Annotated in this window: 11 protein-coding genes; 8 read left to right on the top strand and 3 right to left on the bottom strand. The window is 58.0% G+C overall.

The window, feature by feature from the left end; genetic code table 11:
• Positions 1–42 precede the first annotated feature (42 nt).
• The 6 genes from clpP (at position 43) to ACYZT5_RS14455 (ending at position 8,185) form a co-directional block, all read left to right on the top strand.
• The gene (gene clpP, locus ACYZT5_RS14480; protein ID WP_462051694.1) at positions 43–684 is read left to right on the top strand and encodes an ATP-dependent Clp endopeptidase proteolytic subunit ClpP; all 642 of its coding nucleotides are present in this window, start codon (positions 43–45) and stop codon (positions 682–684) included.
• A 106-nt stretch (positions 685–790) separates the two neighbouring features.
• Positions 791–2,074, top strand: a complete 1,284-nt coding sequence (gene clpX / locus ACYZT5_RS14475) for an ATP-dependent Clp protease ATP-binding subunit ClpX (RefSeq protein ID WP_462051693.1) — start codon at positions 791–793, stop codon at positions 2,072–2,074.
• 161 nt (positions 2,075–2,235) lie between these two features.
• Entirely contained in the window at positions 2,236–4,632 is a 2,397-nt protein-coding gene (gene lon, locus ACYZT5_RS14470) for an endopeptidase La (protein ID WP_461999265.1), read from the top strand.
• Positions 4,633–4,780: 148 nt separating this feature from the next.
• Positions 4,781–5,053, top strand: coding sequence for an HU family DNA-binding protein (locus tag ACYZT5_RS14465; RefSeq protein WP_002552737.1), 273 nt, complete (start codon positions 4,781–4,783; stop codon positions 5,051–5,053).
• Positions 5,054–5,286: 233 nt separating this feature from the next.
• The gene (locus ACYZT5_RS14460) at positions 5,287–7,158 is read left to right on the top strand and encodes a SurA N-terminal domain-containing protein (protein WP_462051692.1); all 1,872 of its coding nucleotides are present in this window, start codon (positions 5,287–5,289) and stop codon (positions 7,156–7,158) included.
• Positions 7,159–7,387: 229 nt separating this feature from the next.
• Positions 7,388–8,185, top strand: coding sequence for a DUF2242 domain-containing protein (locus ACYZT5_RS14455; protein WP_462051691.1), 798 nt, complete (start codon positions 7,388–7,390; stop codon positions 8,183–8,185).
• 351 nt (positions 8,186–8,536) lie between these two features.
• On the opposite strand, the gene ACYZT5_RS14450 is transcribed toward ACYZT5_RS14455, so the two are convergent.
• Entirely contained in the window at positions 8,537–9,577 is a 1,041-nt protein-coding gene (locus ACYZT5_RS14450; protein WP_462051690.1) for an AraC family transcriptional regulator, read from the bottom strand.
• A gap of 3 nt (positions 9,578–9,580) precedes the next feature.
• Positions 9,581–10,711 carry a nitrilase-related carbon-nitrogen hydrolase gene (locus ACYZT5_RS14445; RefSeq protein WP_462051689.1) on the bottom strand — a complete coding sequence of 377 codons (1,131 nt, stop codon included), beginning with the start codon at positions 10,709–10,711 and terminating at the stop codon, positions 9,581–9,583.
• Between the two features lie 209 nt (positions 10,712–10,920).
• Here ACYZT5_RS14445 and ACYZT5_RS14440 point away from each other — a divergent pair, with 209 nt between their 5' ends.
• Complete coding sequence (locus tag ACYZT5_RS14440) at positions 10,921–12,960, top strand: oxidoreductase (protein WP_462051688.1); 2,040 nt, start codon at positions 10,921–10,923, stop codon at positions 12,958–12,960.
• A gap of 156 nt (positions 12,961–13,116) precedes the next feature.
• Positions 13,117–14,034 (top strand): 1-aminocyclopropane-1-carboxylate deaminase/D-cysteine desulfhydrase, encoded by a 918-nt coding sequence (locus tag ACYZT5_RS14435; RefSeq protein ID WP_462051687.1) that lies wholly within the window; start codon positions 13,117–13,119, stop codon positions 14,032–14,034.
• A gap of 10 nt (positions 14,035–14,044) precedes the next feature.
• Here ACYZT5_RS14435 and ACYZT5_RS14430 read toward each other — a convergent pair whose 3' ends face one another.
• Positions 14,045–14,593 (bottom strand): cytochrome b, encoded by a 549-nt coding sequence (locus ACYZT5_RS14430; RefSeq protein WP_462051686.1) that lies wholly within the window; start codon positions 14,591–14,593, stop codon positions 14,045–14,047.
• Between the last annotated feature and the right edge of the window lie 59 nt (positions 14,594–14,652).

Raw genomic sequence — 14,652 nt, 5'->3', positions numbered from 1 at the left:
ATGCGTATTCAAGACATAACTATTTGGGAGTGACTGCGAGACATGTCCCGCAATTCTTATTATCAGCAGAGCTCTGACATCCAGGCCGCAGGCGGCCTGGTCCCGATGGTTATCGAGCAGTCCGCCCGTGGCGAACGTGCCTATGACATCTACTCGCGTCTGTTGAAGGAGCGAGTGATCTTCCTGGTAGGTCCGGTAGAAGACTACATGGCCAACCTGGTTGCGGCGCAACTGCTATTCCTTGAAGCGGAAAACCCGGACAAGGACATCCATCTTTACATCAACTCACCAGGCGGTTCGGTGACTGCAGGCATGTCGATCTACGACACCATGCAGTTCATCAAGCCAGACGTGTCCACCACCTGTATCGGTCAGGCCTGCAGCATGGGTGCCTTCCTGCTTGCTGGTGGTGCCGCGGGCAAGCGTTACTGCCTGCCGAACTCGCGCATGATGATTCACCAGCCGTTGGGCGGCTTCCAGGGTCAGGCGTCGGATATCGACATCCACGCCAAGGAAATCCTCCACATCCGTTCGCGTCTGAACCAGCTGTTGGCTTATCACACTGGTCAGAGCCTCGAAACCATCGAGCGCGATACCGAACGTGACAACTTCATGAGCGCAGAGCGTGCGGCTGAGTACGGCCTGATCGACTCCGTGATCGACAAGCGTAAAATGCCCGCCTAAGCAGCCCAAATGTAGGTGGTTGGGTTAACTGACCGCCTGCGGACTTGAAAAAGCCCGCAATAGCCTTCATCTTGTGTTGCAAGCCTATCGGATTTGGATCGATCGAATGACTGACACCCGCAACGGCGAGGACAACGGCAAACTGCTCTATTGCTCCTTCTGTGGCAAAAGCCAGCATGAAGTGCGCAAATTGATTGCCGGCCCCTCGGTCTTTATCTGCGACGAGTGCGTCGACCTGTGCAATGACATCATCCGTGAGGAGGTGCAGGAAGCCCAGGCCGAAAGCAGCGCGCATAAATTGCCTTCGCCTAAAGAAATCAGCGGCATCCTTGATCAGTACGTGATTGGTCAGGAACGTGCGAAAAAGGTTCTGGCCGTAGCGGTGTACAACCACTACAAACGCCTGAACCAGCGTGACAAAAAGAATGACGATGTCGAACTCGGCAAAAGCAACATCTTGCTGATCGGCCCGACAGGCTCGGGTAAAACCCTGCTTGCCGAAACACTGGCCCGCTTGCTGAACGTTCCGTTCACCATCGCCGACGCAACCACCCTCACCGAGGCGGGTTACGTGGGTGAAGATGTCGAGAACATCATTCAGAAGCTGCTGCAGAAGTGCGATTACGACGTAGAAAAAGCTCAGATGGGCATTGTCTACATCGATGAGATCGACAAGATCTCGCGCAAGTCTGACAACCCGTCGATCACCCGGGACGTTTCCGGTGAAGGCGTGCAGCAAGCCCTGCTCAAGTTGATCGAAGGCACGGTCGCTTCCGTTCCGCCTCAAGGTGGTCGCAAGCATCCGCAGCAGGAATTCCTTCAGGTTGACACCCGTAACATCCTGTTCATCTGCGGCGGCGCGTTCTCCGGTCTGGAAAAGGTTATTCAAAACCGTTCCACCCGTGGCGGCATCGGTTTCAACGCAGAAGTGCGCAGCAAGGAAGAAGGCAAGAAAGTCGGTGAGTCCCTGCGTGAAGTCGAGCCTGACGATCTGGTCAAGTTCGGTCTGATCCCGGAGTTCGTCGGTCGTCTGCCGGTACTTGCCACGCTGGACGAGCTTGATGAGGCTGCGTTGATGCAGATTCTCACCGAGCCGAAAAATGCTCTGACCAAACAGTATGCCAAGCTGTTCGAGATGGAAGGTGTGGACCTGGAATTCCGGGCCGACGCATTGAAATCGGTCGCCAAACGTGCCCTGGAACGCAAAACCGGTGCTCGTGGACTGCGTTCGATTCTCGAAGGTATATTGCTCGACACTATGTATGAAATCCCCTCGCAGTCCGAGGTGAGTAAAGTAGTGATCGACGAAAGCGTTATAGAAGGCAAGTCCAAGCCACTGTATATCTACGAAAACAGTGAGCCGGCTGCCAAGGCAGCGCCAGACGCCTAAGCGTCACGCTGCTGGAATAAAGAAGGGGCCTTCGGGCCCCTTTTCTTTTAAAGCGTTTTAACACCCTCTTTGCGCTTGTTTTTTTTGAAAGCAGCCCCCATCTTGGTTTCAAGCTCACTTCCATCTGTTTACGGCCTTATGGCCGCCGTAGAGGCGAAATCATGAAGACAACCATCGAATTGCCTCTCCTGCCATTGCGTGATGTTGTGGTTTATCCGCACATGGTTATCCCGCTGTTCGTGGGGCGCGAGAAATCCATCGAAGCCCTCGAGGCTGCGATGACGGGCGACAAGCAGATCCTTCTGCTGGCTCAGAGAAACCCTGCTGACGACGATCCCGGTGAAGACGCACTTTATCGCGTAGGTACCATTGCGACCGTTCTGCAGCTGCTCAAGCTGCCTGACGGCACGGTCAAGGTTTTAGTTGAAGGCGAGCAGCGGGGCGCCGTTGAGCGTTTCAGCGAAGTGGACGGCCACTGCCGTGCCGAAGTCTCATTGATCGACGAAGTCGACGCGCCGGAGCGCGAGTCGGAAGTGTTCGTCCGCAGCCTGCTGGCTCAGTTCGAACAATATGTGCAGCTGGGTAAGAAAGTCCCGGCTGAAGTCCTGTCGTCGCTCAACAGCATCGACGAACCAGGCCGCTTGGTCGATACCATGGCCGCGCACATGGCCCTGAAGATCGAGCAGAAGCAGGAAATCCTCGAAATTATCGATTTGTCGGCCCGGGTCGAGCACGTTTTGGCGTTGCTGGATGCCGAGATCGACCTGCTGCAAGTCGAAAAACGCATTCGCGGTCGCGTTAAGAAACAAATGGAACGCAGTCAGCGCGAGTACTACCTGAATGAGCAGATGAAGGCCATTCAGAAAGAGCTCGGCGACAGCGACGAAGGCCACAACGAAATCGAAGAGCTGAAAAAGCGCATCGATGCCGCTGGTCTGCCGAAAGACGCCTTGGCCAAAGCCCAGGGTGAACTGAACAAATTAAAACAAATGTCGCCAATGTCTGCGGAAGCGACCGTGGTCCGCTCGTATATTGACTGGCTGGTTCAGGTGCCGTGGAAGGCGCAGAGCAAAGTGCGTCTGGACCTTGCGCGCGCTGAAGACATTCTCGATGCCGACCATTATGGCCTGGAAGAAGTCAAAGAACGGATTCTCGAATACCTCGCCGTCCAAAAACGTGTGAAGAAAATTCGTGGTCCGGTGTTGTGCCTGGTCGGTCCTCCAGGGGTGGGTAAAACCTCGCTGGCAGAGTCGATTGCTCACGCCACAAACCGCAAATTCGTACGCATGGCCCTCGGCGGCGTACGTGATGAAGCGGAAATTCGTGGTCATCGCCGTACTTATATCGGTTCGATGCCAGGAAGATTGATTCAAAAGATGACAAAAGTGGGTGTCCGCAACCCGCTGTTCCTGCTCGATGAAATCGACAAAATGGGCAGCGACATGCGTGGCGATCCGGCGTCGGCGTTGCTGGAAGTGCTTGATCCTGAGCAGAACCACAACTTCAACGATCACTATCTGGAAGTCGATTACGATCTGTCCGATGTGATGTTCCTTTGCACCTCGAACTCCATGAACATTCCACCGGCGCTGCTGGACCGGATGGAAGTGATTCGTCTGCCGGGTTACACCGAAGACGAGAAGATCAACATCGCCGTTAAATACCTTTCACCAAAGCAGATTACTGCCAACGGTTTGAAAAAAGGCGAGCTGGAATTCGACGCCGAAGCGATCCGCGACATCATCCGCTACTACACCCGCGAAGCCGGTGTACGGGGGCTGGAGCGCCAGATTGCCAAGGTTTGTCGCAAGGCGGTCAAAGAGCATGCAATGGAAAAACGCTTCTCGGTGAAGGTCTCGGCCGAGATGCTGGAACACTTCCTGGGTGTGCGCAAATTCCGCTACGGTCTGGCTGAATCGCAGGACCAGATCGGTCAGGTGACCGGGCTGGCGTGGACTCAGGTCGGTGGTGAATTGCTGACCATCGAAGCCGCCGTCGTGCCGGGTAAAGGCCAGTTGATCAAAACCGGTTCTTTGGGTGACGTGATGGTCGAATCGATCACTGCAGCCCTGACCGTTGTCCGCAGTCGCGCGAAGAGCCTGGGGATTCCCCTGGACTTCCACGAGAAGCGCGACACGCACATCCACATGCCGGAAGGGGCGACCCCGAAGGACGGCCCTAGCGCTGGTGTAGGCATGTGCACGGCTCTGGTGTCGGCTTTGACCGGGATTCCTGTACGCGCGGACGTTGCCATGACTGGCGAAATTACGCTGCGTGGTCAGGTACTGGCGATTGGTGGTCTTAAAGAAAAACTGCTCGCTGCTCACCGTGGCGGGATCAAGACCGTGATCATTCCTGAAGAGAACGTACGCGATCTGAAGGAAATTCCTGACAATATCAAGCAAGATCTGCAGATTAAACCGGTTAAATGGATTGACGAAGTCCTGCAAATTGCGCTGCAATACGCGCCGGAGCCCTTGCCCGATGTAGCTCCAGAGATAGTTGCAAAGGATGAAAAACGCGAGTCTGACTCTAAGGAAAGAATTAGCACGCATTAATACGCATTTGCCTGGGGGGCTTCCTTGACAGTTTTTTAGAGCCCTTGTTATAAAGCGGCTCTTAAGTGTCTGTAGGCCATTCAGCACTCGTTTTTGCTTTCACCAAAAAACTTAGAATCATACTCAAATAGATATAAGGGGACTTAGAGTGAACAAGTCGGAACTGATTGATGCTATCGCTGCATCCGCTGATATCCCGAAAGCTGCTGCTGGCCGTGCGCTGGACGCTGTAATCGAATCCGTCACTGGCGCTCTCAAGGCTGGCGACTCTGTTGTTCTGGTTGGTTTCGGTACTTTCTCCGTCACTGATCGTCCAGCTCGCATTGGTCGTAACCCACAGACCGGTAAGACGCTGGAAATCGCAGCCGCTAAAAAACCAGGTTTCAAAGCCGGCAAAGCACTGAAAGAAGCTGTTAACTAAGTTCGATTCAGGTTTTTGCCTATCCGGGTCGGGGTCATGCCTGACCTGGCAGCGGAGCGGTAGTCCAGTCGGCGAGTCGCCGATCCGAGACGCCGAGGCTCGCAAGTTCGAGTCATCGGTCCGCTCCGCCAGTTACGAGAAGGCGCATCCTCGGATGCGCCTTTCTTCTATCCGGATTCTACCCACGCTCCACGGTTGCCTAATTTTGAAGTTCAACCGTTTCTGGGGGACGCATGCTGCAGAATATCAGGGACAATTCACAAGGCTGGATTGCCAAGACCATTATCGGGGTCATCGTTGCACTGATGGCTTTGACCGGTTTCGACGCCATCTTCAAGGCCACGACGCACAGTAATGATGCGGCCAAGGTCAATGGCGAAGAAATCAGCCAGAACGAGCTGAGCCAGGCGGTCGATATGCAACGCCGTCAGCTCATGCAACAGCTGGGCAAGGATTTCGATGCTTCCTTGCTCGACGAAAAAATGCTGCGCGAGTCGGCTCTCAAAGGCCTGATCGATCGCAAGCTGTTGCTGCAAGGCGCAGAAAACTCGAAGTTCGCTTTTTCCGAAGCTGCTTTGGACCAGGTGATCCTGCAAACGCCTGAATTCCAGGTGGATGGCAAGTTCAGTTCTGAGCGTTTCGACCAGGTTATTCGCCAACTCGGCTACAGCCGCATGCAATTCCGCCAGATGCTGGCTCAGGAAATGCTGATCGGTCAGCTGCGCGCTGGTCTGGCGGGTAGCGGTTTCGTCACCGACGCACAGGTTCTGGCATTCGCCCGTCTGGAAAAACAGACCCGCGATTTCGCTTCCCTGAACGTCAAGGTTGACCCGGCGGCTGTGAAGCTGACCGACGATGAAGTCAAAGCCTACTACGACGAACACGCCAAGGAATTCATGACGCCGGATCAGGTGGTCATCGATTACCTCGAGTTGAAGAAGGCTTCCTTCTTTGATCAGGTCAGCGTCAAGGACGAAGACCTGCAAGCGGCGTATCAGAAAGAAACCGCGAACCTGTCCGAACAACGCCGGGCTGCGCACATTCTGATCGAAGTGAACGACAAGGTGACCGAAGCGCAAGCCAAGGCCAAGATCGAAGAAATCCAGGCACGTCTGGCAAAAGGCGAGAAGTTCGAGGCGCTGGCCAAGGAGTTCTCCCAGGATCCTGGTTCGGCGAACAACGGCGGTGACCTCGGCTATGCAGGTCCTGGTGTCTACGATCCAGCCTTCGAAACGGCGCTGTATGCGTTGGCCAAGGATCAGGTCTCGGCGCCGGTTCGCACCGACTTCGGCTTTCACCTGATCAAGCTGTTGGGCGTGGAAGCACCTGAAGTGCCGACGTTAGCCAGTTTGAAAGACAAGCTGACCCGTGAGCTGAAAACCCAGCAGGTCGAACAGCGTTTCGTCGAAGCGACCAAGCAACTGGAAGACTCGTCGTTCGAAGCCTCCGATCTGGCTCAGCCGGCGCAGGACCTGAAGCTGACCGTTCACACGTCCAAGCCGTTCGGCCGTGAAGGTGGCGAAGGTGTTGCGGCCAACCGTGCCGTGGTCACTGCTGCGTTTAGCCCTGAAGTGCTGGATGAGGGTGCCAATAGCACCGCCATCGAACTCGATCCGGAAACCGTGATCGTGCTGCGCGCCAAGGAGCATCTGAAACCTGCTCAACTGCCGCTCGAAAGCGTTGCTGCCAACATTCGCGTGCAATTGGCCAAGGAGCACGCCAGTGCTGCCGCCAAGACCAAGGCTGAAGAGCTGATTGTCAGCCTGCGCGATGGCAAGTCACCGCTGGACAAGACGATCGACGGCCAGAACTGGAAAGTAATTCAGGCAGCCACTCGTGGCCAGGAAGGGGTTGACCCAACCGTGCTGCAAGCGCTGTTCCGCATGCCAAAGCCGGTAGCCAAGGACAAGCCGACCTTCAGTAGCGTGACCCTGGCTGATGGTAGCCTGGTGGTCGTTCGTCTGAACGCCGTGAACGAAGCCGCTGCGCCGACTGAAGAGGAGAAGGCACAATACCGTCGCTTCCTCGCCTCACGCATTGGCCAGCAAGACTTTGCGGCTTACCGCAAATTGCTGGAAAGCCAGGCTGAGATCAAGCGCTTCTGATGCCTGACTGAGCTTGTCGCGGCACAAAGACCCCAGCCGAAAGGCTGGGGTTTTTTATGAGCGAAACAAAAGCAAGGCGGGTTACCCGTCGCTTGAGTATTTACCGTGCGACTTTTTCCTGTAAATGACAGTCAGTAGACGTGTAACTGTTTTAAGACACTAATCGATACTCCGCTAAGCATCGATCTGTTGCACAATACGCCCCGGACCGTTTTCCTCAGGATGTTCAATGTTTAAATCATTTCCCATGCGTGTTGCCGGGCTGGCGTTGGTGCTGGCCGCCGCTGCCGGCTGCTCGTCGAAGAAAGCCCCCATCTATGAGCATGAGAACTTCGATGACTCCGGGACGTTTTCTCGCAGCTACCCTGTGACTGATGCGCAGACGTGCGAAGCCGCCCGTCGGGCGTTGCTCAGCCAGGGCTACATCATCACCAGCGCCGACCCGAAACTGGTCAGCGGACACAAAAGCTTCCAGCAGACCGGCGAGACCCACATGGAGATCAGCTTCAGTGTGGTCTGCGCCGATGACGGCAGTGAGGGGCATCACGCGACCATGTTCGCCAACGCCCTGCAGGACCGTTATGCGCTGAAGAAGACCAACAATTCCGCCAGCGTTGGTGTGGGCGTGCTGGGTTCCGTATCGATGCCGATTGGCTCGTCCGACGACTCGATGGTCAAGGTTGCCAGCGAAACCGTATCGTCGCCCAAGTTCTACGAGCGTTTCTTTACCCTGGTCGAGTTGTTCCTGCCACCGGAAGCAAAAAAAGCCGCGCACATCAAGGAGAAGCCGAAACCCGATCTCGGCGTGCCTGAACCCAAGGCCGCACCTGCAGCCGAATCCGCGCCGGCACCCGCTGAAGCTGCTCCAGCAGCCTCGGAGCCGGTAGCACCGCCGCCCGAAGCCGCTCCGATCGCTCCGGCCGAGAATACCGAACCGGCACCGGCCACGGAAACTGTCACTCCGCCGCCGCAATCAAGCCTGCCTCCACCTACCGAGCCTATTTCGGCCATTCCTTCAGCCCAGTAATCGGGTTCTGGCGCTGCGGGATCGGGTCAGACGACATCGATTGCGCAGCGACTTTCAAGATTGATCCACGTCAACTCAGGCCGTAGTCCAACGGCCTGTATCGAAAAAATTCTGTGATAAATGCCTGACGGCCTGCTACGTTTTATTAAGTAGCCGCTGAGCGGCGTGCCTGCGTCATTTTTCTTTCACGTGGGCACTTTATGCTCGGGGTGCTGGTCATTTATTCAGGCGTTTTTTTCAACGAGTTGTGGGGGAATAAAAATGGACGATTATCAAGAAGAGCTGCTCGAGTATCAGGCGTTTGAACTGGACCCGCTGGAACCGGCTGAAGACGCTACCGAGCTGTAAGCGTCAAGCGGAATGGCGATGACTGCGGCGAAACTCGCCGGGTGTCTGGCCGTTCCAGCGTTTGAAGGCACGTTGAAACGCTTCGGCTGAGGCAAAGCCCAGCAGGTAGGCGATTTCTCCGAACGCCAGTTCGGTATCGCGGATGTAGGTCATGGCCAGGTCGCGACGCGTGTCGTTGAGAATCGCGCGAAATTGCGTGCCTTCCTCGGCGAGTTTGCGGCGCAGGGTCCAGGTTGGCAGCTTCAGGCGTGCCGCCACTTCTTCCAGGTCGGGTTCCCGGCCACCATTGAGTAACGGCCCCAGCAACTGAGTGATACGTTCACGCAGGCTGCGGGTGCGTGTCAGTTGCTCCAGTTCCCGTTCACACAGTTGCAGCAGGTGTCGCCAAGTGCTCGGGCAATGTTCCGGGTTACGCTGCGCGAGGCTGGCAAGGCTCAAGCGCAGTTGATTGTGCTCGCCGCCAAACTGGATTGGGCAATCGCCCAGCACCTCATAAGCCGTACGGTAATCCGGTTCATCAAACTCGATCTCGATGCGTTCGGCCCGCAACGGGGCAGGGCTTATGCTGGACAATTGCTGCAACCAGCCAGCGATGATCGAATCCACCACGAAGCGGTTGTAGGCGTTGTAAGGGCTGATGGAATAGAACCGCAGCCAGGCACCTTGGGCGTCTTCGTGAAAGCTCGATTGGCCGCGATAGTTGGAGCCATACAAGGCTTCGAAGCGAATCAGGCAGCGTGCTGCTTCTCGCACCGTTGGCGCCTGGGCGGCGGTGACCCCGGCCAGGCCGGCTTGGCTCAGGCGACTGAGCTGACCCATGCGCAAACCCAGTGCCGGGTTGTCGGTCAGTTGAATGGCGCTGTGGCCCAGACGCATGTAGCGCGGGATCGAGAGCCGGGCGCCTGCTTCGCTCAGGCGAGCCGCGTCGAGGCCGTATTGTTCGAGCAGCGTCTGAGGGTCTACACCGTGGCTGCGTACGGCGTCGGCCAGGCTATGAACAAAGCCCACCGACAGATCGCCGAGCCGCATCGGCAACGGTTTCATCGGTTACAACCAGAGGTTCAGCAAACGCGCGCCACGGGCATTGCCGTCGGCGAACTGCTGCCCGTTGCTGCTGAGAAAACTTTGACCGGCGCTGCCCTGATCCCAGAACTGACCGCGCAGGAACACGCTCATGCCGGCGATCGCCTGGCTGCTGGGCGGTTGAGCGGTGAGTGTCAGACGATGCCAGGCCTGGCCTTCACTGAGCTCCCCGGCCTTGAGACTGACGGAACCAGGCGTCGACAGCCCCTTGTAACCGCGCCACGGTTTGTCCCAGGTGCCGCGCCCGATCACAAACGCCGGGACCGCGACGAACTGCGCACCCTGGTTGTCTAGCTTGCGGTAATTGTCCGGGTACCAGCTGTCGCTGCCGATCAGTACCCCCAGGCGTCCGGCCGGGGTGTCGACGACGCTGAGCGTATGCTCGCCATTGGCCGCGATGACTTCATGTTCATCGAAAATCGGATGCATCTGACGCTGGGGCTGGCCGATCGGCAGGCCATCGTGGCCGAACACCACGGTGCTGTTGTACAACGCGCCGCTGCCGATTTTCAGGGTGCCGTCGATGACGCTAGGCTCGGGCAGCACGATGGAGCCCGCCACCAGGGTCACGTGGAATTCTTTCGCCAGACCACCAAACAGCGCCTGGTAGTCCTTGGCCATGCCTTTGGCCTTCATGCGCAGGTGCGCGTCGTCCAGACGGTTGTCGCCCTTGGCGCTGATCAGTGCGCGGACGAACTTCAGGGGATTGCTGACCGCCAGCCAGTTCATGGCTTCCTTGAGCGTGGTGGCTTGGTACAGCTCATCTTTCTCGCCGCTGACCATCAACCAGGTGCCGACATGTTCGGGCAGTACGACGATGGTTTTTTCATTCAGCAGGCCCTGGTCCTGGGCCTTCTGCAAATAGGCCGCCAGCTTGCGGTGCAAGCGCTCGGGGCTTTGATAGTCAGTGGGAAACAGCTCGGGCTGAATGCCCAGCAAATTGCCGCGATCAGCGGGGGTGCCTTGGTCGACCGCCAGATTGATCCGCAGGTCCGACAGGTAATGACCCACCGGACGGTCCGCGGCCCACATGGCGTAGGTCGTGAGGACGGCAATGAATGCCATGGAAAAGGTCAGGTACAGAAGTTTGCGCATGGGGAAACAGTCAACGGCCGTGTGCAGGGTTCGCGACTAGGGTAGGGCGCATGCCGGCACTTGCCAAGGGGTGCTGTACATTTGGATCAATAAGTTGTCAGTTACGGTCATTGAGTGACGGCGGCGCGACTCTTAGTCTGTCCAACTTGACTGACGGGGGCCGTAGAGCTCCTGCACTTTTTCCGTGATCGCTCGATGTGGAGTTACCGATGGCCGCCGCTCATTACCCGCACCTGTTGGCCCCGCTGGACCTGGGTTTTACCACGCTGCGCAACCGTACCCTGATGGGGTCAATGCACACGGGTCTTGAGGAAAAGCCCGGCGGTTTCGAGCGCATGGCGGCGTACTTCGCCGAACGTGCCCGAGGCGGCGTTGGCCTGATGGTCACCGGTGGTATTGGCCCGAACGATGAGGGCGGGGTGTACTCCGGCGCGGCCAAACTGACCACCGAAGAAGAAGCGCTCAAGCACCGGATCGTCACCCGTGCGGTGCACGAGGCGGGCGGCAAGATCTGCATGCAGATTCTTCACGCCGGTCGTTATGCCTATAGCCCGAAACAAGTCGCGCCGAGCGCCATTCAGGCGCCGATCAACCCGTTCAAGCCAAAAGAGCTGGACGAGGAAGGCATCGAGAAACAGATCAGCGATTTCGTCACCTGTTCGACCCTGGCGCAACAGGCCGAGTACGACGGCGTCGAGATCATGGGTTCCGAAGGTTATTTCATTAACCAGTTCCTCGCCGCCCACACCAACCACCGTACTGACCGCTGGGGCGGCAGCTATGAAAACCGCATGCGCCTGCCGGTGGAAATCGTTCGCCGGGTGCGTGAAGCGGTGGGCCCGAATTTCATCATTATCTTCCGCCTGTCGATGCTCGATTTGGTGGAAGGCGGCAGCAGCTGGGAAGAAATCGTCCAGTTGGCCAAGGCCGTCGAACAGGCCGGTGCAACGATCATCAACACCGGCATCGGCTGGCACGAAGCGCGGATACCGACCATTGCCACCAAAGTGCCCCGCGGCGCGTTCAGTAAGGTGACGGCCAAGCTGCGTGGCTCGGTGAGCATTCCGCTGATCACCACCAACCGCATCAATACCCCGGAAGTCGCCGAGCAGATTCTGGCCGAAGGCGATGCCGACATGGTCTCCATGGCGCGGCCGTTCCTCGCCGACCCGGACTTCGTCAACAAGGCAGCGGCCGGCCGTGGCGATGAAATCAACACCTGCATCGGTTGCAACCAGGCGTGCCTGGATCACACCTTCGGCGGCAAGTTGACCAGTTGCCTGGTGAACCCGCGCGCCTGCCATGAAACCGAACTCAATTACCTGCCGGTGCAGCAGATCAAAAAAATCGCTGTGGTCGGTGCCGGTCCTGCGGGTTTGTCCGCGGCGACCGTGGCCGCCGAGCGCGGGCATCAGGTGACGCTGTTCGATTCGGCCAGCGAAATCGGCGGCCAGTTCAACATCGCCAAGCGCGTGCCAGGCAAGGAAGAGTTCTTTGAAACCCTGCGCTACTTCAATCGCAAGCTACAGACCACCCACGTCGAGGTTTGCCTGAACACCCGCGTCGATGTGGCGCAATTGGTAGAAGGCGGTTACGACGAGATCATTCTCGCCACCGGCATCGCCCCAAGAACCCCGGCGATTCCCGGCGTCGAGAACGCCAAGGTGCTGAGCTACCTGGACGTGATCCTTGAGCGCAAACCGGTGGGCAAGCGCGTCGCGGTGATCGGCGCCGGTGGTATCGGATTCGATGTGTCGGAGTTCCTGGTTCACCAAGGCGTGGCCACCAGCCAGAATCGCGAGGCGTTCTGGAAGGAGTGGGGCATCGATACGCATCTGGAAGCGCGCGGCGGTGTCGCCGGCATCAAGGCTGAACCCCATGCACCGGCTCGTGAAGTGTTTCTGTTGCAACGCAAGAAATCCAAGGTCGGCGACGGCCTGGGCAAGACCACCGGCTGGATTCACCGCACCGGTTTGAAGAACAAGCAGGTGCAGATGCTCAACAGCGTCGAGTACCTGAAGATCGACGATGAAGGTTTGCACATCCGCATCGGCGAAACCGGCGAGCCGCAAGTGCTGCCGGTGGACAACATCGTGATCTGCGCCGGGCAGGACCCGCTGCGCGAATTGCAGGAGGGTCTGGTGGCGGCCGGTCAGAATGTGCATTTGATTGGCGGCGCGGATGTGGCGGCGGAGCTGGATGCCAAACGCGCGATAAACCAGGGTTCGCGTCTGGCAGCTGAACTCTGACGTGGATCGTTCCCACGCTCTGCGTGGGAATGCCTCAACGGACGCGCAGCAATCGCTTTAGGGACGCGGAGCGTCCCGGGCTGCATTCCCACGCAGAGCGTGGGAACGATCACTGCGGCTGTTAAGATGCCGGCTCTTCACCCAGAGTCGGCATCGATGCTTCTCCCGCCCAACGAATGGCTACCCCAGGCTCCCCTCGACCCCCTTCATCTTGATTGGCTCACCCGATCAAACATCGAAGTCGCGATCCTGCGCCTGGACCAGATCGATCCACTGATCAGCGGCAACAAGTGGTTCAAACTCATCGAGCACTTGAAATCCGCTGACCAGATCGGTGCCAAAGGCATCATCAGTCTCGGCGGTGCCCACTCCAATCATCTGCACGCACTGGCCGCCGCGGGCAAGCGTTTCGGTTTCACCACCGCTGGCCTGCTGCGTGGGCATCCACAAGAAACCCCGACGGTGAAGGACTTGCAGGCGTTCGGCATGCAGCTGCATTGGTTGGGTTATGGCGGTTATCGAGCGCGGCACGAGCCGGGTTTTTGGCAACCCTGGCAGGCGCAGTATCCCGATCTGCATCCGGTGCCGGAAGGTGGCGGCGGTTTGCAGGGAGCCAAGGGCTGCCTGCAGCTGAGGACAATGGTCAGCGAGCAGCTGAACGGTCTGGGCTGGAACGACTACGACGGCTGGTGGCTGGCCTGCGGAACAGGCACGACCCTGGCCGGTCTGGTGCTGGCCGAAGCAGGTGAGCACCCGGTGTATGGCGCGCTGGCGGTGCCCGACGATCATGGGGTTGCGCAGCAAGTCGAATCGATCGTGCGGGAGGCGGGTTTACAGAGCCGCGCTTATGAATTGTTCGACGCCAGTCGTGGCGGCTTTGCCAAAGTCGATCCGCTGTTGCTCGGATTCATCGATCAGACCGAACAGGCCAGCGGCATTCCCCTCGAACCGCTGTACACCGGCAAAGCCCTGTTGGCGCTCAAGCAGCAAGTCGAAGCGGGGAGATTCGAAAAGGGCTCGCGCCTGATCTTTATCCATACCGGCGGTTTGCAGGGCCGCCGGGGTTTCCAGTGAGCGGCGGGATTCACCCGCGCTTGGGCATCATCCGCAGCAAGGTGTTATCACCCACGACATAGTGGTGATAAATCCCCGCCACGGCGTGCAGGCCGATCAGCCAGTATCCAATGGTGCCGCCGAGTTCATGCCAGCCCTGAATCTGCTTGGCTAACGCCTTGTCCTCCGCGATCAGCAACGGCAGGTCGAAGCCGTAGAACATCACTTGGTGACCTTTTGCGCTAGTGACCAGCCAGCCCAGAATCGGCATGGCGATCATGAAAATGTACAGCGCCCAGTGCATCAGTTTGGCCAATACGGTCTGCCAGTGAGGCGAGGCCGGGAAAATCTGCGGTGCCGGGCCCAGGCTCCGCGCGAACAAGCGCAACCAGACCAGCACGAACACGGTCAGGCCCAGCATGAAGTGTGATTCAACAATCAGCGTCCGCCCGCCACTGCCTTTTGGAAAGATCCCGCGAAATTCAATACAGGCGTAAACCAGCGCCAGCAGGACCAGCATCAACCAATGCAGCGCGATCGATACGGTGCTGTAGCGTGAGTCGGAGTTCTTCCAGGGCATACGGTGTTCCTCACAGGTCAGGTCGAGCCACCGTTCTTGTTAGACGGTGTGCTGTAACT

This window comes from Pseudomonas sp. LB3P14 (assembly GCF_054898045.1).
The sequence above is the reverse complement of the archived record's forward strand: the minus strand, read 5'-3'. Positions and strand labels throughout refer to the sequence as shown.